Source organism: Paraburkholderia sp. 22098 (assembly GCF_052045935.1).
In the GTDB taxonomy this organism is placed as follows: domain Bacteria; phylum Pseudomonadota; class Gammaproteobacteria; order Burkholderiales; family Burkholderiaceae; genus Paraburkholderia; species Paraburkholderia caledonica.
The window spans coordinates 462,347-480,494 of the sequence record NZ_JBQEPV010000004.1; the positions used below are offsets into that span (position 1 = coordinate 462,347).

14 protein-coding genes are annotated in these 18,148 nt (G+C 64.1%); 8 read left to right on the forward strand and 6 right to left on the reverse strand.

Features of this window, described 5'->3' with window-relative positions:
- The first annotated feature begins 140 nt into the window (after positions 1-140).
- Complete coding sequence (locus ACTJLB_RS11340) at positions 141-398, forward strand: hypothetical protein (protein ID WP_020065228.1); 258 nt, start codon at positions 141-143, stop codon at positions 396-398.
- 198 nt (positions 399-596) lie between these two features.
- On the opposite strand, the gene ACTJLB_RS11345 is transcribed toward ACTJLB_RS11340, so the two are convergent.
- From ACTJLB_RS11345 to hemC, 3 genes are read right to left on the reverse strand one after another with little or no spacing between them, the layout of a single operon-like run.
- A complete protein-coding gene (locus ACTJLB_RS11345; protein ID WP_020065227.1) occupies positions 597-1,787 on the reverse strand; it encodes a heme biosynthesis protein HemY in 1,191 nt (396 codons plus the stop codon).
- A 2-nt stretch (positions 1,788-1,789) separates the two neighbouring features.
- Positions 1,790-3,808, reverse strand: coding sequence for a fused uroporphyrinogen-III synthase HemD/membrane protein HemX (gene hemDX, locus ACTJLB_RS11350; RefSeq protein ID WP_440783296.1), 2,019 nt, complete (start codon positions 3,806-3,808; stop codon positions 1,790-1,792).
- On the reverse strand, positions 3,808-4,845 hold the full coding sequence (hemC, locus tag ACTJLB_RS11355) for a hydroxymethylbilane synthase (RefSeq protein WP_020065225.1): 1,038 nt from the start codon (positions 4,843-4,845) through the stop codon (positions 3,808-3,810). Before hemC ends, hemDX begins: the two co-directional genes overlap by 1 nt.
- Before the next feature lie 422 nt (positions 4,846-5,267).
- Between hemC and ppc the strand changes: the two genes are divergently transcribed.
- Complete coding sequence (gene ppc / locus ACTJLB_RS11360) at positions 5,268-8,477, forward strand: phosphoenolpyruvate carboxylase (RefSeq protein ID WP_087751338.1); 3,210 nt, start codon at positions 5,268-5,270, stop codon at positions 8,475-8,477.
- A gap of 55 nt (positions 8,478-8,532) precedes the next feature.
- Here ppc and ACTJLB_RS11365 read toward each other — a convergent pair whose 3' ends face one another.
- Complete coding sequence (locus ACTJLB_RS11365) at positions 8,533-9,285, reverse strand: class I SAM-dependent methyltransferase (RefSeq protein WP_440783299.1); 753 nt, start codon at positions 9,283-9,285, stop codon at positions 8,533-8,535.
- 175 nt (positions 9,286-9,460) lie between these two features.
- Between ACTJLB_RS11365 and ACTJLB_RS11370 the strand changes: the two genes are divergently transcribed.
- The 5 genes from ACTJLB_RS11370 to ACTJLB_RS11390 all read left to right on the forward strand — a co-directional run bounded on the left by ACTJLB_RS11370 (position 9,461) and on the right by ACTJLB_RS11390 (position 14,663).
- Positions 9,461-10,285, forward strand: coding sequence for a helix-turn-helix transcriptional regulator (locus ACTJLB_RS11370; protein WP_204520403.1), 825 nt, complete (start codon positions 9,461-9,463; stop codon positions 10,283-10,285).
- Between the two features lie 195 nt (positions 10,286-10,480).
- Positions 10,481-11,887, forward strand: coding sequence for an argininosuccinate lyase (gene argH, locus ACTJLB_RS11375; protein ID WP_027775645.1), 1,407 nt, complete (start codon positions 10,481-10,483; stop codon positions 11,885-11,887).
- 188 nt (positions 11,888-12,075) lie between these two features.
- Positions 12,076-12,615: an energy transducer TonB family protein gene (locus ACTJLB_RS11380; RefSeq protein WP_288823695.1), complete on the forward strand. Its 540-nt coding sequence runs from the start codon at positions 12,076-12,078 to the stop codon at positions 12,613-12,615.
- A gap of 409 nt (positions 12,616-13,024) precedes the next feature.
- Entirely contained in the window at positions 13,025-14,332 is a 1,308-nt protein-coding gene (locus ACTJLB_RS11385; RefSeq protein WP_088172943.1) for an MFS transporter, read from the forward strand.
- Positions 14,333-14,483: 151 nt separating this feature from the next.
- Positions 14,484-14,663 carry a hypothetical protein gene (locus tag ACTJLB_RS11390; protein WP_440783340.1) on the forward strand — a complete coding sequence of 60 codons (180 nt, stop codon included), beginning with the start codon at positions 14,484-14,486 and terminating at the stop codon, positions 14,661-14,663.
- Between the two features lie 45 nt (positions 14,664-14,708).
- On the opposite strand, the gene ACTJLB_RS11395 is transcribed toward ACTJLB_RS11390, so the two are convergent.
- A complete protein-coding gene (locus tag ACTJLB_RS11395) occupies positions 14,709-14,846 on the reverse strand; it encodes a hypothetical protein (RefSeq protein WP_165572639.1) in 138 nt (45 codons plus the stop codon).
- A 533-nt stretch (positions 14,847-15,379) separates the two neighbouring features.
- On the reverse strand, positions 15,380-16,381 hold the full coding sequence (gene waaC / locus ACTJLB_RS11400) for a lipopolysaccharide heptosyltransferase I (protein ID WP_440783303.1): 1,002 nt from the start codon (positions 16,379-16,381) through the stop codon (positions 15,380-15,382).
- A 209-nt stretch (positions 16,382-16,590) separates the two neighbouring features.
- Here waaC and ACTJLB_RS11405 point away from each other — a divergent pair, with 209 nt between their 5' ends.
- A complete protein-coding gene (locus ACTJLB_RS11405; RefSeq protein WP_440783305.1) occupies positions 16,591-18,108 on the forward strand; it encodes a chloride channel protein in 1,518 nt (505 codons plus the stop codon).
- Positions 18,109-18,148 lie beyond the last annotated feature (40 nt).

The following is an 18,148-nucleotide window of genomic DNA, read 5'->3' on the forward strand; positions in this document are numbered from 1 at the left end:
CGGTTCAGCGCTCCTGTTCCGGGAATTGCTCGCGCAGATCCAAGCTACAGTTGATGCACTTGTAGCGAGGCAGATCAACAATGAGCAGATATCAGACGGTCCTTCTGGAAATTTTGGCTAGTGAGGGATTCGAGGATTGCATGTCCCCGGGAGCGCCGGTGTCGTCCGCGAGCATTGCAGACGAGGTGACGCAGCTGTGCGCCGACATGCAAGGGCAACTGACGAGGCTCGCACAGTTCCGCGATTATCCCGACCTGATGCTGACGGCGGTGGACGAACTGATGATCAACGCCGACGTTCTGCGCGTGCTGGCCGCGGCTCGGCTGAAACTGGAACTGGCGGCAGCGGAGGACGGTTCCAGTACGCTCGCCGCACCTGAAGGAGCGGTACTCCACTAGCCTCGCAGCGGGACTGGCCAGCTAGACAGAGCGCCGCTCGAATGTGCATTCGTGCACGGCGCTCAAGTCCCGAAGTTTCGGGCTGCACCTAATGCGGTGCGAAAGTTGGGGAGTTGAAGACTTCCCATCGAGCAACACGCGACGAGCGACGACATCGTCAGACGCTCTTCGCATTGCTGCCCAGCGCAAAGAGCGATCTCACACGATGTTCATCGCCAACGCACTCTCACGATAGTGCTGGCTCGCCTTCTCCGTGTCCCCCAACTGCTCGTGAAGCCGAGCCAACGCACGGTGCGAGCGAATCTTCAGCGTCTCATTGTCAGCAAGCTTCAGCGCACGCTCCAGGAACGACTGCGCCTTCCCCCACAACTGCTGATGCAGACACAACCGGCCCAATGCGAACAGCAAGTCCGCGTCGTCCGGACGATCCTTTTGCCACGCTTCGGCCTTCTGGATGAGCGGCAACGCATCGCCGCCCGCAGTATCCGGATAACGACGCAGCAAGCGCGCATCCCAATTCTGCGCGAGCGCTTCTTCAACGATCTTGCGCGCCTCCTGCGGACGATTCAGCGCCACCAGCAGTTCCGCAGCTAGATCGGCGAGACGCGGCGAATGACGCTCCGTCGGCGTCAGCGAATTCCACAGTTCGAGTAACGCATCGGCGTTATGCCGACGATCGCGCAGCAGATTCTCCGCCGCCAGTTGCCGCAAGCGCACCGCCACCGCTGGGTGAATCGCCTCGCGCTTTTCCAGCGTCTTGACGAGCTTGAGCACCTCGCCCCAGTTCTTCAATTGCTGCTGCGCGCGCAACATGATCTGCTGAGCGTGAATGCGCCGCGCGCCCTGCGATTGCATTTCGGTGAGCGCGGTCAGCGCGCCGTCCGCATCGCGGCCGTCGGCGCGCATGTCGGCGGTGGCCATCAGACGGGCGTCCTGCCAGTCGGTTTCGTCGATCTGAGCGAGCCATTCGTCGCGCCGCGCATATTCATGCATGCGATGCGCCGCAGTAGCCGCGATCAGGCCGGCCGCGCCCTTGTTGTCGCCGTTCGCGAGCGCGTCTTTCGCGGCCTTTTCCGCGCGCGAAAAGCGTCCGGCGTACAGGTTGCCGATCGCGTCACGCAGCGCGGCATGCGCCTTCGCGACGCGCGAGCGCGCACGGTACGCGGCCACACGCTGCGGCATGCGCCAGATATTGCGCACGATGCGCAGCAGCGCATACAGCAGAATAAACAGCACCACGAGCCCGACCACGAACAGATTGAGCGACATGTCGACGCGGTACGGCGGATACACCAGCATCACCTGGCCCATGTCGAAGCGTCCGACCACCGCGAGCGCGACCGCGACGGTGAAGAGCAGCGCGAGCCATAGAAGTCCCCGGATCGCCATGATTAACCTCGGCCCCGGTATTGATTGACGGCTTGCAGGCTCGTATTCAGGTTCGGCAATTCGACCGCGGCCGATCCGGCCTCGACCTGCTTGACGAGATCGACAACGTTCTGAGTTTTCTTCGACGACATGTCGAAGTAACGCGTCAGCGCCGTCTGCGCGCCCTGCAGGTCGGACTTCAGCGTGGTCTGGTTACGCGAGAGCAGCGCAAGACGCGCCGACAGCAAACGCAGCTTCACGTTCTCACGCACGAAGTAGCCCTGGTCCGGCGCGACCATCATCGCGTCGGCGTTGTCGATGCGGCGCACCTGCACGAGGCTCGTCAACTGCTGGCCGATGCCGCTCGTCAACTGGTTCCACCACACTTTCCAGCGCGGCTCGCCGGTGGCCGCGGACACCTTGGCCGTATCTGCCCATGTGGCCGCACGCGGCGTGGCATGGGCAATCGGCGCTTCGCCGGAGAGCGGCAGGCTGTCGATCTGATCGACCGCATTGTCGAGCTTGATCGCAAGACCCGTCAGGTCGGTGGAAGGCGCGGCCTTCAGTTTGTCGATGTCCTGCGCGATGGCCTTACGGACCGCGACCGCCTGCGTGCTATCGGACGCCGCGAGCCGCGTGTCGGCGCTTTGCAGCGCGAAAAGCGCAAGCTGCGTGTTGCCGGTCAATTGCAATTGCTGGCTTGCGGCAGACAGCATCTGACCGACTTCCGCGAGCGTCCAGTCGTCGCGATTGCGCGCGAGATCCGCGTACTGTTGCTGCAGCGCCTGCTGTGCGGCCTGTGCATCGGCGAGCTTGCCTTCCAGTTGCGCGACCTGCGAGTCGGACTGACGCACCGTAGCGAGCGCCTGCTCGGTTTTGATACGCAGTTCGTTGGTTTGCGTGTCGTTCGCCTGCTGACGTTGCGCGATGTTCTGCTCGGTGCGCTCCACCTTGCGATTGAGCGCATAGCCGCCCACGCCCGCGGCGCAAGCAAGAACCACGACGACAAACCACAGCAGCGGTCCGCTCGCGCTGCGGCGCTTTTGCGCTTCGTAGGGCGTGAAGGGTTGGTTCGGCGGCAACGCGGCGGTCGCGGCCGGCTGGGGTGAAGCGTTCGTGGATGCGTTCGTTTCAGTCATGCGTGATTTAGCCGGTGAATGAGCCGGATTGGACGGTACCGGTTGAACTACGGTCGGCAGATCGGCGAGCAAGGTACGGGCAATGCGCTCGTCGCCCGCGCCTGACACCGTAATCCTATCAAAACCCAATGCCCGCGCGGTCTCAGCAATACGGGGATGAGGCGTGACGAGCGCGGCGTGCTTGAGCTGCGCGAGTTCGTCGGCGGTGAGATGCTCTTGCGCGAGTTCGTGCAGATTGCGCACGCCTTCGGAGCTGGTGAGAAGCCAGGCATGCGGTTCGCCCGCAAGCAGTCGGTGCACACGAGCCCACGCGCCAATCGACGGTTCGGGCACGAGCCGCCGGTACGCGGCGACCGTCTCCACCTCGGCGCCGGCCTCGCGCAAACGGTCGGCCAGCCACTCGCGGCCACCGTCGCCACGCACGATCAGAACACGCTTGCCTTCGAGATTCGCCTCGCCGAGCGCCGTGTCGATTGCGGCGAAGAGGCCTTCGGAGTCGAAGCGCCCGTTATCGTCGTCGGCGCCGGATGCGGGACTGATGACGCGATGAGTCGACGCGCTGACGCCGTGACGCGCGAGCGCCTGTACGCTGCCCGGCCCGACCACGCCGACCGGCAATGCGTGCGGCCAGATCGCGCCGCTCTTCGCGAACGCATGATCGATCGCGTTCGGCGACACGAAGATGACGAGCGCATAGCGTTCGAGAGAGGCGAGCGCGGCGCGCAACGGCGCGTCGTCGGCGACGGGCGCAATGTCGATCAGCGGGAAATCGAGCGTCGCCATGCCGGCCGCGGTGAGGCGTTCTATCAGTTCGCTCGACTGACCGGACGGTCGCGTAATCACGACCGTGAACACCGCCTTGCCGGCGGATGACGATGCGTTGCCGGGAATGTCGACCGCCATCAGTCGCCGGACACCGGGGTGCCTGCCGAGCCGGAGTCCGCGCCGGAGCTTGCACCGTCTCCCGGCGCCGCGGGACCGCTCGCCGTGCTGAGCGCGCGGACGATGTCCATTGCGCCTTGCTGTTCGAGTGCGCTCGCCACTTCGCTGCCCAAGGCGATCGCGCGTTCGACGGTCGGCGCGGGTGCCGACGCCTGCGCGCTCAGCACGCGCTGGCCATCGGGCGTCGCCACGATGCCGCGCAGATGCAGCGCGCCGTCATGCCAAGTGGCATACGCGGCGAGCGGCACTTCGCAACTGCCGCCGAGCGAACGTGACACCATGCGCTCCGCTTCGACGGCTGCCGCCGTATGTTCGTGATGCAGCGGCGCGAGCCATGCCGCGAGGTCGGCGCGATCGGCGCGAATCTCGATGCCGAGCGCGCCCTGCCCTGCAGCAGGCAAGCTGTCGTCCGGATCGAGCAGCGCACGGATACGCTCAGCCAGACCGAGGCGCTTGAGACCTGCCGCAGCGAGAATGATCGCCGCGTAATCGCCGCGATCGAGTTTGGCGAGGCGCGTATCCAGGTTGCCGCGCAACGGCCGCACCTGGAGATGCGGATAGCGCATGCGCAGCATCGCTTCGCGGCGCAGGCTCGATGTGCCCACCACTGCACCGGCCGGCAGCGCGGCAAGCGAGTCGTAATCGTTCGACACGAGTGCGTCGCGCGGATCTTCGCGCTCCATGATCGTGGAGAGCGCGAAGCCCGCGGGCAATTCCATCGGCACGTCTTTCAGCGAATGCACCGCGAGATCGGCGCGGCCATCGGCGAGTGCCGCTTCGAGTTCTTTGACGAACAGTCCCTTACCACCCACCTTCGACAAAGTGCGATCGAGAATTTGATCGCCGCGTGTCGTCATTCCGAGGATTTTTACGTCACAAGATGGATATAATTTGTGCAGCGCACATCGCACATGCTCCGCCTGCCACATGGCGAGGCGGCTTTCTCGCGACGCAATCACAAGCGTGTGGGGTGGCGCGGCAAACGTCTCGGTGTTCATTAGCTTGTCGATTGAATGACGGGATGGAATAACAAACAATGTTAGCACGCGCCCTCGCGCTCACCCCCCGGTTCGCCCGCCTGTGGCCCTTACGGAACAAGGCTCGAATCGAGGCGCGCAGAGGCGCCGTGCCAACGCGGTATCAATGGAGGAGACGGGCTTCGCGCCATGCGCCGCTGTCTGGCTGCGACCTGTTCACGCACGCTCGTTCGCGCACCGCGCCGCCGTATGCGCGATGATCCAATGCGGCGCAACATGCGCCGCGTGCAGAGCTTGTGCGGTCGCGCGGCCTTCCTCCCCGGCGTATTGCCATCGGTGCATACCGCTTCAAAGCAGTTCACGTTGCAGTTCCAGTGCAGTTTTGAGTTCCGCAGTAGCAGTTCATCACTTAACAGACCCTGGCTTCCCTGAGGAAACCCATCGTGACGTCTTCCGGATCGGCGCGCCCTGCCCGCCGCAACACTGCATCGCCCAACGCTTCCACTGTCGACGCCGACGCGTCCACAGCCTCCGCATCGTCTGACGCGAGCGCCGCCCAGCCCGGCAAAGCCAAACGGGCGTCCTCCAGCGCGAAGGCTGCGAACGCCGCGAAAGCCATCAAGGCCGATAAGACCACCGTGCCGGCCAAGCCGGAAAAAGCCGTCAAGGCTTCGAAAGCGGACAAGCCGGCGAAAACTGCGTCCGCCACGAGCAAGGCCCTGGTGAAGACGAACTCGAAAGCGCAAGCCAAAAACAAGGTGGAAAACAAAGCGGAAAACAAAGCGCCGAACCTGCAAGCCGTCTCCGGGGACACCGTCGTCGCCGCGCCGAAAACCAACGGCCGCACGCGCGCCGACAAGGACCATCCGCTCTTCCAGGACATCCGCTATCTGGGGCGGCTGCTCGGCGACGTGCTGCGTGAACAGGAAGGCGACGCCGTGTTCGACGTCGTCGAAACAATCCGCCAGACGGCCGTGCGTTTTCGCCGTGAAGACGACAACGCCGCCGTGCAGACGCTCGACAAGAAACTGCGCTCGTTGAGTCCCGAACAGACGGTCAGCGTGGTGCGCGCGTTCAGCTACTTCTCGCATCTCGCGAATATCGCCGAAGACCGCCACCGCAATCGCCGTCACCGGATTCACGCGCTGGCCGGCTCCGCCGCGCAGCCGGGCACCATTGCCTATGCGCTGGAGCGGCTCGTCGAAGCGGGCGCCGCCGCCACGCCCGTGTTGCAGCAATTTTTCAACGACGCGCTGATCGTTCCCGTTCTGACCGCGCACCCAACGGAAGTGCAGCGCAAGAGCATTCTCGACGCAGAGCACGACGTCGCGCGCCTGCTCGCCGAACGCGATCAGCAGCTGACCGACCGCGAACGCGCGCATAACGAAGCAATGCTGCGCGCGCGCGTCACGTCGCTGTGGCAAACGCGGATGCTGCGCGACTCGCGGCTCACGGTCGCCGATGAAATCGAAAACGCGCTGTCGTACTACCGTGCGACCTTCCTCGAAGAAATCCCCGCGCTGTACACCGATATCGAAGAGGCGCTCAAGGAACACGGCCTCGAAGCGCGTCTGCCGCCGTTCTTCCAGATGGGCAGCTGGATCGGCGGCGACCGTGACGGCAATCCGAACGTCACGGCAGAAACGCTCGAACATGCGATCGCGCGCCAGGCCGAGGTGATCTTTGAACACTATCTCGAACAGGTGCACAAGCTCGGCGCGGAATTGTCGGTGTCGAATCTGCTCGCCGGCGCGAGCGACGAACTCAAAGCGCTCGCGGAAATCTCGCCGGACCGTTCGCCGCACCGTACCGACGAACCTTATCGCCGTGCGCTGATCGGCATGTACACGCGGCTCGCGGCAAGTGCGCGCGTGCGTCTCGGCGAAGGCAGCGTGCCGCTGCGCAGCGCGGGCCGCGGCGCAGCGCCGATTCGCGCGACGCCGTACGACGACGCGTCCGAATTCGTGCGCGATCTGCATGTGCTGATCGATTCGCTCGCCGCGCATCATGGCGCGCCGCTGGCGGCGCCGCGTCTCGCACCGCTCGCTCGCGCGGCCGAAGTATTCGGCTTCCATCTCGCGAGCATCGACTTGCGCCAGAGCTCGGACATCCACGAAGCGGTGATCGCCGAACTGCTGAAGCGCGCGGGCGTTCATGACGACTACGCCGCGCTCGCCGAAAGCGAGAAGCTCGAAGTGCTGCTCGCCGAGCTTGCTCAGCCGCGCCCGTTGCGCCTGCCGTATGCCGAGTATTCGGATCTCGTGAAGAGCGAACTCGGGGTGCTGGAACAAGCGCGTGTCACGCGTGAGAAATTCGGCGCGCGCGCGGTTCGCAACTACATCATTTCGCATACCGAGACGGTCAGCGATCTGGTCGAAGTCATGCTGCTGCAAAAAGAGACCGGCCTGCTGCAAGGCCGGCTCGGCGACGCGAACGATCCGGCGAGAGCCGCGCTGATGGTCATTCCGCTCTTCGAGACGATCCCCGACTTGCGCAACGCGCCGCACATCATGCGCGATCTGCTTGCGCTGCCCGGCGTCGACTCGATAATCGAACATCAGGGTAACGAGCAGGAAGTCATGCTCGGCTACTCGGACAGCAACAAGGACGGCGGCTTCCTCACGTCTAACTGGGAGTTGTATCGCGCGGAACTCGCGCTCGTGTCGCTCTTCAACGAACGCGGCATCACGCTGCGTCTTTTCCATGGACGCGGCGGCACCGTCGGCCGTGGCGGCGGCCCGACTTATCAGGCGATTCTGTCGCAGCCGCCCGGCACCGTCGACGGCCAGATTCGCTTGACTGAACAAGGCGAAGTGATCGCGAGCAAGTTCGGCAATCCGGAAATCGGCCGTCGCAATCTTGAAACGGTGGTGGCTGCGACGCTCGAAGCGTCGTTGCTGCCGCATGGCACGGCGCCCGCGGAACTGCCGGTTTTCGAATCCACGATGCAGCAATTGTCCGACGCGGCCATGGCCTCGTATCGCGCGCTCGTGTATGAAACGCCCGGCTTCAAGGAGTATTTCTTCGAGTCCACGCCGATCTCGGAGATCGCCGAACTGAACATCGGCAGCCGTCCCGCGTCACGCAAGTTGCAGGATCCGAAGCAACGCAAGATCGAAGATCTGCGCGCAATCCCGTGGGGTTTTTCGTGGGGCCAATGCCGGCTGTTGCTGACGGGCTGGTACGGTTTCGGCACTGCAGTGGCCGCGTATCTCGACGACGCACCGAGCGATGCCGAGCGCGGACGCCGTCTCGCGCAGCTGAAGAAAATGCACAAGACCTGGCCGTTCTTCTCGACGCTGCTCTCGAACATGGACATGGTGCTGGCGAAGACCGACCTCGCGGTGGCCTCGCGCTACGCGGCGCTCGTCACCGACAAGAAGCTGCGCAAGCATGTGTTCGAGCGGATCGTCGCGGAATGGGAGCGTACGTCCAAAGTGTTGTCGGAGATCACCGGCAAGAGCGAACGGCTCGCGGAAAATCCGCTGCTCGCGCGCTCGATCAAGAACCGCTTTCCGTACCTCGATCCGCTTAATCACCTGCAGGTCGAATTGCTCAAGCGTTACCGTGCGGGCGACACCAATGCGCGCGTGCGGCGCGGGATTCATCTGAGCATCAACGGTATCGCGGCGGGGTTGCGCAATACCGGTTGACGGTTCGGGATGGCAGTGGCGCTTGCGAGCGCCGCTGCCATGTCCGCATGCTTTCTCAAGCCGCTTCGACCATCAACGCGTCCAGCTTGAAAGAGCCGTCTTCCTTCACGTCGAAATACTGCCGCACTTCATCCGGCGAATTGCGCCACAGCGACTGGATCGCCACCACGCGATCCTCAGGCGTGCGCATGCGCGCCACCCACGAACTGAATTCGATGTCGATACGCCAGCGCTCGCGAATCGAAGCCTTGAAACCCGCGGTTTCGAAGAGCGCGATCCATTCGTCAGCGCGGTAATCGCGAATATGTGAGCCGTCGCGCAGGAGTTCGATTGCCTGGATATGCGTGTCCAGCAACGGATGGTCGATACCGGCGATGTCGATGAACAGCACCCGGCCACCCGGCTTCAGCACGCGCCGCACTTCGGCAAGCGCCGGCGCCACGTCGTGCCAATGATGCGCGCTCATCCGGCTGATGACCCAGTCGAACGTGTGATCGGCGAACGGTAATTTCTCGGCCGCGCCCTGCTGCGTGCGAATGTTCGCGAGGCCGCGATCCTTCGCGGCGCCTTCCACCGTGGCGAGCATCGGCGCAGCGATGTCGTAGGCGACCACTTCTTTGGCATGCGGCGCGACCGCGAAACTCGCGTGGCCCGCGCCGCAGCCCATGTCGAGCACCGTCGCATCCGGCGTCGCCGCGATCGACTCGGCAAGCGTCCGCAGATCCGCGCCGGTTGCGTGGGTCGGACTCGTCAAATAGGCGGCGGCGGTCGACCCGAAGGCGTCGGCGACCTGATCGTGATGCTTCATGAATAGCTCCGGTTGTCTGCGTGGGACTGTGTCGTGTGGGTCCGCGTTTCTGGTGCTGGCAGCGCGGCCTGCCGTTCGAGCCGCTACGCCGCTACAATAGAGCCCGCCGTGTACCAGTACAAGTTAAGCAATTATTCTGGTATCTATACCACCCTCCTCACGCCGTACCAAACGAATGACCACGCGAACGAGCACGCCCTCTTCCGCCGACAACCCGCCGCCGCTCGATGCCACGCCCGCCCGCGCGCTGGGCGACTTCATCCGCGCGCACCGCGAGCGGCTGTCGCCGCAAGCGGTCGGCCTGCCGCCCGGCCCGCGCCGCCGCACGCCAGGCTTGCGGCGCGAGGAAGTCGCGCAGCTGTGCGGTGTGAGTCCGACCTGGTACACATGGATCGAGCAGGGGCGTCCGGTTTCCGCTTCCGCGGACGCGCTCGCGCGTATCGCCGTCGCGCTGCAACTGTCGCGCGCCGAGCGGGCGTATCTGTTCGAACTGGCCGCCCAGCGCGATCCGGCCGAGCCCGACCCGGCCGCCGCCGACGCGCCCGCGACACTGCTCGAAACCGTGCAACTCGTAGACGCGCCCGCCTATGTGCTGGACCGTCAATGGAATGCGCTCGCGTGGAACGAACGCGCGGCCGATCTTTTCGTCGGCTGGCTCGACGGTTCGCATGATCGCAATCTGCTGCGATATACGTTCACGGAACCGGCGGCGCGCGGGTTGATCGTCGACTGGGACACGCGCGCGCGGCGTCTCGCCGCCGAGTTTCGGGCGGATTCGATCCGCCATCTGAACGACGCGCCAACGCGTGCGCTGATCGATTCGCTCACCGCGGCGAGCGACGCGTTTGCGCGCTTCTGGGCTTCGCAAGACGTCGGAGGCCGCGAAGGCGGACGGCGCGAATTCAATCATCCGCGAGACGGCCGGCTCGTCTACGATCAGATTACGTTCAAGCCCGCGCATCGCGAAGATCTCAAGCTGGTGGTGCTGGTGCGCGAATAGGCCGTGGCACGAGCCGCCATTGCAGGGCGCGGGTCCGTCGTCGGCGCGGCGTTGCGCCAGTGTTAAAATCCCAGTCTTTCCATGCTTCGACGGTGCGCTTGCAGTCATGCCAGGCGCATCCGCGTCGTCAGCCTCTTACCGCTCGCCCGATCGCCATTTAACTGCTGCATAACTGCCGCTTAACTGCCCAAAACCATGACGTCCCAACTGCACAAAAAAGGCGAAGCCTGGTCGGCTCGCTTCTCGGAGCCGATGTCGGAGCTCGTTAAACGCTACACGTCGTCGGTTTTCTTCGACAAGCGTCTCGCGCTCGTCGACATTGAAGGGTCGCTTGCGCACGCCTCGATGCTGGGCGCGCAAAAGATCATCGCCGCCGAAGACCTCGCCGCGATCCAACGCGGCATGGCGCAGATCAAGGGCGAAATCGAGCGAGGCGAGTTCGAGTGGCAACTCGACCTGGAAGACGTTCACCTGAACATCGAAGCACGCCTCACCGCGCTTATAGGCGACGCCGGCAAGCGTCTGCACACGGGCCGCTCGCGTAACGACCAGGTCGCGACCGACATCCGCCTGTGGCTGCGCGGCGAGATCGACCGCATCGGCGCGTTGCTGAAGGAACTGCGCACGGCGCTGCTCGACATGGCGGAGAAGAACGCGTCGACCATCATGCCCGGCTTCACGCACTTGCAGGTCGCGCAGCCGGTCACGTTCGGTCATCACCTGCTCGCCTACGTCGAAATGTTTTCTCGCGACGCCGAGCGCATGCTCGATTGCCGCAAGCGCGTGAACCGTCTGCCGCTGGGCGCGGCGGCACTCGCCGGCACGAGCTATCCGATCGACCGTCACGCGGTGGCAAAGACGCTCGGTTTCGACGGCATCTGCGCAAACTCGCTCGACGCTGTGTCCGACCGCGACTTCGCAATCGAATTCACGGCGGCGTCGGCGCTCGTCATGACGCACATCTCGCGCTTCTCCGAAGAACTCGTACTGTGGATGAGCCCGCGCGTCGGCTTTATCGACCTGGCCGACCGCTTCTGCACGGGTTCGTCGATCATGCCGCAGAAAAAGAACCCCGACGTGCCCGAACTCGCGCGCGGCAAGACCGGCCGTGTGAACGGTCATCTGATGGCGCTGCTCACGCTGATGAAAGGCCAGCCGCTCGCGTACAACAAGGACAATCAGGAAGACAAGGAACCGCTGTTCGACACGGTGGACACCGTTGCCGATACGCTGCGCATCTTCGCTGAAATGGTCGCGGGCATTTCGGTGAAGCCGCAAGCCATGCGCGACGCCGCATTGCAGGGATTCTCGACGGCAACCGATCTCGCCGACTACCTCGTCAAGCGCGGCCTCGCGTTTCGCGACGCGCACGAAGCCGTTGCGCTGGCCGTGCGCATCTGCGCGGATCGAGGCTGCGATCTCGCGGACCTCACGCTCGATGAAATGCGCGCGGAATTGCCGAACGTCGCGCATCTGATCGGCGACGACGTGTTCTCGTACCTGACGCTCGAAGGCTCGGTTGCAAGCCGCAATCATCCTGGCGGCACCGCGCCCGAGCAGGTGCTCGCCGCGGTTAAAGCGGCACGGCAAGCGTTGAACTGACAGGCGTCGAGTTGCGTGAGCGCGCCGGCATAGGCGCGTTCATGCACGGCGGATTGCGAAGGCGAACTCGTTGGCGAGTTCGCCTTTTTTTCTGGCGCCTAAGTCGAGATACCGGGGCGAACGCGGATTGAAACGCGGCGGTTTTTGACTACGATCTAAACAGGTTCTGCCCTCTTTAGTGGTTCATCATGCTTACCCGCACGCGCCTCCTTCGCCCCATGACTGAATGCCGCGCTCGCCGCGGCTGCGCATGGTCACTGTCTCTACGCGGCACCGCCTACACTGCGTTGCTCGCACTTGCCGTCGCCGGTTGCACGTTCACCCCGCCGCCGCCACGCGCGGTCGTCGCAACGCCGCCCGCCGCAGTCAACAGCGCGACACTCGATCAATATCGCGAGGCGGTCGCCCAACGCATCGTCGAGCGCAATCCTTCGTATGTACTGCGCGGCAAGCCGCAAGCGATGCTGCGCTCGCTCGTCGTGGTGTCGTTCACCGTCGATCGCAACGGGCACGTGGTGGCGTCGTCGGTGTATCGCACGAACGGCGACGACGAAGCGGAAAGCACCGCGCTCGCCACGTTGCGACGTGCATCACCGCTGCCATTGCCGCCGGGCAAATTGCTGAACGGCCGCGGCCAGCTCGAACTGTTCGAAGATTGGCTTTTCAACGACGACGGCAAGTTCCAGTTGCGCGAACTGGCTTCGCCTCAATCGCTGACCATCGACTGAACGCGGCCTGGCCGATCGGCCAGCCGCCTTGCTGCGCGCGCGCCGCGCTCGCTATAATTTTCCGATTCCCTCGCCGGAGCCTCCGGCACGGTGCAGGCCGCCCGCTCATCCGCCGGAGCGGCTTGCAGCCACCTGTCGCGGCGCCGCGTCATCCGCGCGCGCCACGCAAACGCCTTCGCTGCGTGGCGGCGTGATCGCCATGCACGCGCACAAGGCCGCATTCGCGCGCGAGTCCTCACGACCAACGCTGTATGCTGCGGGTTCGTCGCCCGTCAGCGTGATGGCCGACGCGAGTTCGACTCAAGCGCACGAACCTGAACAAAGATGCCGATTGACCGCGCCGCTGCGCAGCCACACTGCGCCCCTATCGAGCGAGGCAACGCGGCATCACGATACATGGAGACCCTGCATGTCCACATCGCCGATTTCCGCGGCCGAGCCCAATGCGGCCGGACACACCAACAGTGCGCGGATCATCTTCGCGAGCTTCATCGGCACCGCGATCGAGTTCTACGATTTCTACGTCTACGCGACCGCCGCGGCGCTCGTCATCGGCCCGGTGTTTTTTCCGCATGGCTCGGCAACGGCTCAGGCCCTGTCGGCCTTCGTCACGTTCGGCATTGCGTTCGTCGCGCGGCCGATCGGCTCGTTCCTGTTCGGCCATTTCGGCGACCGCATCGGCCGTAAATCGACGCTCGTCGCGTCTTTGCTCGTGATGGGCGTCTCGACCACGCTGATCGGCTTCGTGCCGGGCTACGACTCCATTGGCAGTCTTGCACCGATCCTTCTGTGCATCTTGCGTTTCGGCCAGGGCATTGGATTGGGCGGTGAATGGGGCGGTGCGGCGTTGCTCGCCACCGAGAACGCGCCTGCCGGCAAGCGCGGCTGGTTCGGCATGTTCCCGCAACTCGGACCGTCGATCGGCTTTCTCGCGTCCAACGGCCTCTTCTTCGCGCTTGCGATGTCGTTGAGCGACGCGCAGTTCCGGAGCTGGGGCTGGCGCGTGCCGTTCCTCGTAAGCGCGGTGCTGGTCGCGCTGGGGCTTTACGTGCGGCTCAAGATCGCGGAGACGCCGGCCTTCCAGGCCGCCATTGAGCGTCAGGAGCGCGTGAAGGTGCCCATTGCGACGCTGCTGTCGCGGCATTGGATGCCCACGCTGCTGGGCGCGCTCGCGATGGTGGTCTGCTACACGTTGTTCTATAACGCGACCACGTTCTCGCTGTCGTATGGCGTGTCGGTGCTGCACATTCCGCGGCAAACCTTCCTCGGGCTGCTGTGCATCGCCGTGGTGTTCATGGCGCTTGCCACGCCGCTGTCCGCCTGGGCAAGCGACCGCTATGGCCGCAAGCCGGTGCTGATCGTGGGCATCGTCGCGGCGGTCCTGTCGGGCTTCACAATGGCGCCGCTCCTCGGCAGCGGACAAACGCCGCTGGTGCTGCTGTTCCTCGTCATCGAACTGTTCCTGATGGGCGTGACCTTTGCGCCGATGGGCGCGCTGCTGCCCGAACTGTTTCCGACCAACGTCCGCTATACCGGCGCAGGTGTGTCGTACAACCTGGGCGGGATTCTCGGCGCATCGGTTGCGCCGTACATCGCGCAAATGCTGGCCGCGCGCGGCGGGCTGCCGTGGGTGGGCGCGTATGTGTCGATCGCCGCGGCCGTCAGCATGATCGGCGTGCTGTGCATGCGCGAGACGCGCGACTCGCGCTTGATGTGACGCGGCGATAGACAGGGAGGGGACCTCGGCGGGTTGATCGCTGAAGTCCCCGCCTGGCGGCGGTTTCGCTGAGTGAATCCCCTGCCTTGCGCGCCTTTTTGACTTGCCTATACTCGACAGGAATGACCCTATGGCAAGCAGGGAGGCCCGGATGAACCTTCACTTACATAATGCCGACGTCGTGACGATCATCGCGCTCGCGTTGTTGTGTTCGCTGCTGCTGGCGCTGCGCTTTCGCCCCGCCACCTGGAAAGGCATTGTCGTCGAGGCGCTGGCGGCGAACGCGGCAGCCATTACCGCGGTGATCGGGTTCGAGATGCTGGTGGCCTGACGCCCGCACCGTCAGTTGCGGACCGGCTTTGCGCCGGCCTCGAGCTTAACGGTAGTAATAGCCGTGATGGTGGTAATAGCCTCCACCGCCGTAGTAGTAGCCCGGCGCCGGCGCGACAACGCAGCCGCCAAGCAGGGTTGCGAGTACGGTGCCGGCGATCATGGTCAGGAGCAGGCGTTTCATGTTGTTCTCCATCGAGTCAGGTTCGTTCGAGAAATCTCGAATGACTCGATTGAACACGACGTACCGCTGCCAGAACGTTGCCAGTTGTAAGGGAAGATCACGCGCGTGTTACACGTTCGCCGTTCCGCGTGACTCGTCCGGACACGTGGCAATGCACGCTCACATCCGATGAAAACACCGCCTATACTGACTTGAAGATGCCGGTCGGTAATGAGCCTTGAGTGTATTGCCTCGCGGCCTTCCTGAAGGCGGGAGCGCGTCTGCCAGGCGCGGCTCGCGAGCGCCATTCAGCCTTGTTCACCAACACGCGCAACGAGCGCGAGCGCTCAACCGACCAACGAAAAGCGACAGATTTAACAACCGTGTAATGAGCGCTTTGCGTCTCGCACGGTTGCGCAGCAAGCCGAATCGTTTTCGCCCAGCGTTCCCCGACGCGGGCGTTTATAGGGGCGTCACGTCATAGTGCCAGTGGAATAGGCACTCTGCGCGCGACGCCCTTTTCTTTGAGCAAACGATTGCGGTCGAGGCAGCGCTCAAGCCGCAGCAGAACCCTGCCCGGCGACGGCCGGCGGCTCGCTGTGCACGTAGTCGATGGCATCGAGCACGGCGCTGATGGGCGGCACCGAAAGGCCGTCGCCAACTGAGATCGAGCGGAACGGTGCTTCCACGCCGCAATGTTCAGGCGACGTCGATACGAAAATCATGACCGTGCGCTTCAGCAGCGCATGTGCGAGGTGGACAAAACCGGTGTCCGCGCCGACCACCAACGAGCACGCGTCGATCATTTGCGCGATTTCCGTCACGGTCATCTTCGGCAGGACCTTCGAGCCCGGTACTTGCGCGGCGATCTGCTCGGCCTCGATGCGCTCGCCTTCCGAACCCCACGGCAAGACCACGCGGAAGCCGCGTTGCGAAAGCTCGGTGCCGACCACCGCCCAATGCGAGATCGGCCACTTCTTGTCGTCTTTCGACGTCGCATGAAAAAGCGCGGCGACGGGCGCGCGCTCACCGTCGAACGGCGGGCTCGCCGGCTCCGGCAACTTCAGGTCGTAGACGGGCGGGCCTTCAACTTCGTAGCCGAGAGCCTCGCCCGCGCTGATACGCATGCCATGCCACGCATTGCATTGCGGACGCGGACCAAAGCGCCCCGTGTACGCGAACGCAGCGCCCCGCTCGCCCAGGTCCTGAGACTGGTAGCCGATGCAACGCGACGAGCGGGCCAGAAACGCGATGATCGCGCTTTTGTACACGCCGTGAATGTCGATGATGTAATCGTAGCGATACGCGCGCAGCTCCGCGATGGACGCCGCGATCGCCTTGAAGTCGGCCCACCGGCGCGCTTTCTTGAAACGCCGCAGCGGCGCGAACAGTACACGGTCGATGCCCTTGCACCATTGCGCCGCTTCGGCGAATGCTTCGTCTGCGGCCCAATCCACTTGAACGCCAGGAAATGCGCGTTTGATATCCGCTACGACGGGCAGCGCTTGCACGATATCGCCGAGGGAGGTGACCTTGACGATAAGGACTCGCTTCATTGAGGGCCTTCGGTTGTTCAACGTCAAAATATTTTAGCCGACGAATGGAATAGTCTTTGCTGAAACGGGCAATGCGGCCGCCGGAAAACAATACGGCGTCTTACATCGCGCACCTTACAGCTTACCTTTTTACTTCATTTCACAAAGCTTTCATACGGTTTTACGTTTTCCGCGCGCTTTATACTTCATCCTTTGCACATCCAGATCTCATGTCGCGAGCGCAACCTCTTCTTTCTTCCGGGATCGTGCGTCGCGCGAGACGTCTTTGGCGCCAGTACGGCATTTTCTGGCTCGGGGCGATCGCGGTCGGGCTCGTGGCGGTGCTCTACGCGCGGCTGATCGACTGGGGCTACGAGGAATTCCGCACGGTGCAGCGCGAGCACGTGTGGGCGCCGCTCATCATCACCCCCGCGGTGGCGGCGCTCGCCGTATGGCTCACGCGCAAGTTCTTTCGCGGCGCCGAAGGCAGCGGCATTCCTCAGGTAATCGCCACGCTTCATTCGAAACCCGGCGAATATGGCGCGCGGCTGCTGTCGTTTCGCATTCTGTTCGGGAAGATCGTGGTGTCGTTTCTGGCGATACTCGGCGGATTTACGATCGGCCGCGAAGGGCCGACCGTGCAAGTGGGCGCGGCCCTCATGTTCAATCTGCGCAGGCTGTATCCGCGTTCGAACGCACTGATTGAGCGGCAACTGGTGCTGGCCGGCGCGGCAGCGGGTCTATCGGCGGCGTTCAATACTCCGCTAGCGGGTATCGTGTTCGCCATCGAGGAACTGACGCGCAGTTTTGAAGCCCGCGCGAGCGGTGTGCTGATTACCGCCATCATCATTGCCGGTGTGATCGCGCTGGGACTGAACGGCAACTATACGTACTTCGGCACCATTCAGATCGGCGCGCACTTTCCCGATCTGCTCGCGCTCGCGGTGCTGCTCACGGCCATCATCACGGGTATTGCGGGCGGCGTGTTCTGCTGGCTGCTGCTGAACACCGCGCGCTGGATTCCCGCGCCGCTGCGTCAATTGCACGGCGAGCGGCCCGTCGCGTTCGCCGCGCTGTGCGGCTTCGTGATCGCGGGAGTCGGCCTGGTTTCGGGCGGCACCACGTTCGGCAGCGGCTATGCGGAAGCGCGCGGTTTGCTCGACGGACACGAACAGCTGTCGGTGTTCTATCCGTTCCTCAAAATGATTTCGATGGTCGGCTCGTACCTGCCCGGCATTCCAGGCGGCATCTTTGCTCCATCGCTGTCGATCGGCGCAGGCTTCGGCAATCTGCTGCACATGGTGTTCGGCTCCATGCAACTGCCGATGCTGATCGCGCTCGCCATGGTCGGCTATCTGGCCGCCGTCACGCAGTCGCCGATCACGTCTTTCGTGATCGTGATGGAGATGATCAACGGTCACGCGCTCGTGATTTCGCTGATGGCCACCGCGCTGATCGCGAGCCGCGTGTCGCGCTTTTTCGCGCCGCCGCTTTACGAGGCGCTTTCCGAGCGCTACATGGCGCCGCTGCCGCGTCCGGCGCCTGCTCCGGTGCCGGAAGTGCCCGCGGTGGATGCGCCAGAAGTCGACGCATCGGAGCCGGTGGCGGAAGTCATTGCCGCAGATAGTTCCAACGAGACGTCCGCTGACAGTTCAGCTGATGCCTCCGCTCGCACATCCGCCGACGACACGGCCGATCGACCCGCTGATAGACCGACTGAAGGCGGTTCGCCCGCACCTCGTCCGTAAGCCGCGCTCGTCGACGTTCGCCGACGTTCGCGCGGCGCGC

What these genes read in the sequence shown, in the direction of transcription:
- ACTJLB_RS11340 (WP_020065228.1), top strand. Translation starts at nt 141, where the DNA reads ATGTCCCCGGGAGCGCCGGTGTCGTCCGCGAGCATTGCAGACGAGGTG.
- ACTJLB_RS11345 (WP_020065227.1), bottom strand. Translation starts at nt 1,787, where the DNA reads ATGGCGATCCGGGGACTTCTATGGCTCGCGCTGCTCTTCACCGTCGCG.
- hemDX (WP_440783296.1), bottom strand. Translation starts at nt 3,808, where the DNA reads ATGGCGGTCGACATTCCCGGCAACGCATCGTCATCCGCCGGCAAGGCG.
- hemC (WP_020065225.1), bottom strand. Translation starts at nt 4,845, where the DNA reads ATGAACACCGAGACGTTTGCCGCGCCACCCCACACGCTTGTGATTGCG.
- ACTJLB_RS11365 (WP_440783299.1), bottom strand. Translation starts at nt 9,285, where the DNA reads ATGAAGCATCACGATCAGGTCGCCGACGCCTTCGGGTCGACCGCCGCC.
- ACTJLB_RS11370 (WP_204520403.1), top strand. Translation starts at nt 9,461, where the DNA reads ATGACCACGCGAACGAGCACGCCCTCTTCCGCCGACAACCCGCCGCCG.
- argH (WP_027775645.1), top strand. Translation starts at nt 10,481, where the DNA reads ATGACGTCCCAACTGCACAAAAAAGGCGAAGCCTGGTCGGCTCGCTTC.
- ACTJLB_RS11380 (WP_288823695.1), top strand. Translation starts at nt 12,076, where the DNA reads ATGCTTACCCGCACGCGCCTCCTTCGCCCCATGACTGAATGCCGCGCT.
- ACTJLB_RS11385 (WP_088172943.1), top strand. Translation starts at nt 13,025, where the DNA reads ATGTCCACATCGCCGATTTCCGCGGCCGAGCCCAATGCGGCCGGACAC.
- ACTJLB_RS11390 (WP_440783340.1), top strand. Translation starts at nt 14,484, where the DNA reads ATGAACCTTCACTTACATAATGCCGACGTCGTGACGATCATCGCGCTC.
- ACTJLB_RS11395 (WP_165572639.1), bottom strand. Translation starts at nt 14,846, where the DNA reads ATGAAACGCCTGCTCCTGACCATGATCGCCGGCACCGTACTCGCAACC.
- waaC (WP_440783303.1), bottom strand. Translation starts at nt 16,381, where the DNA reads ATGAAGCGAGTCCTTATCGTCAAGGTCACCTCCCTCGGCGATATCGTG.
- ACTJLB_RS11405 (WP_440783305.1), top strand. Translation starts at nt 16,591, where the DNA reads ATGTCGCGAGCGCAACCTCTTCTTTCTTCCGGGATCGTGCGTCGCGCG.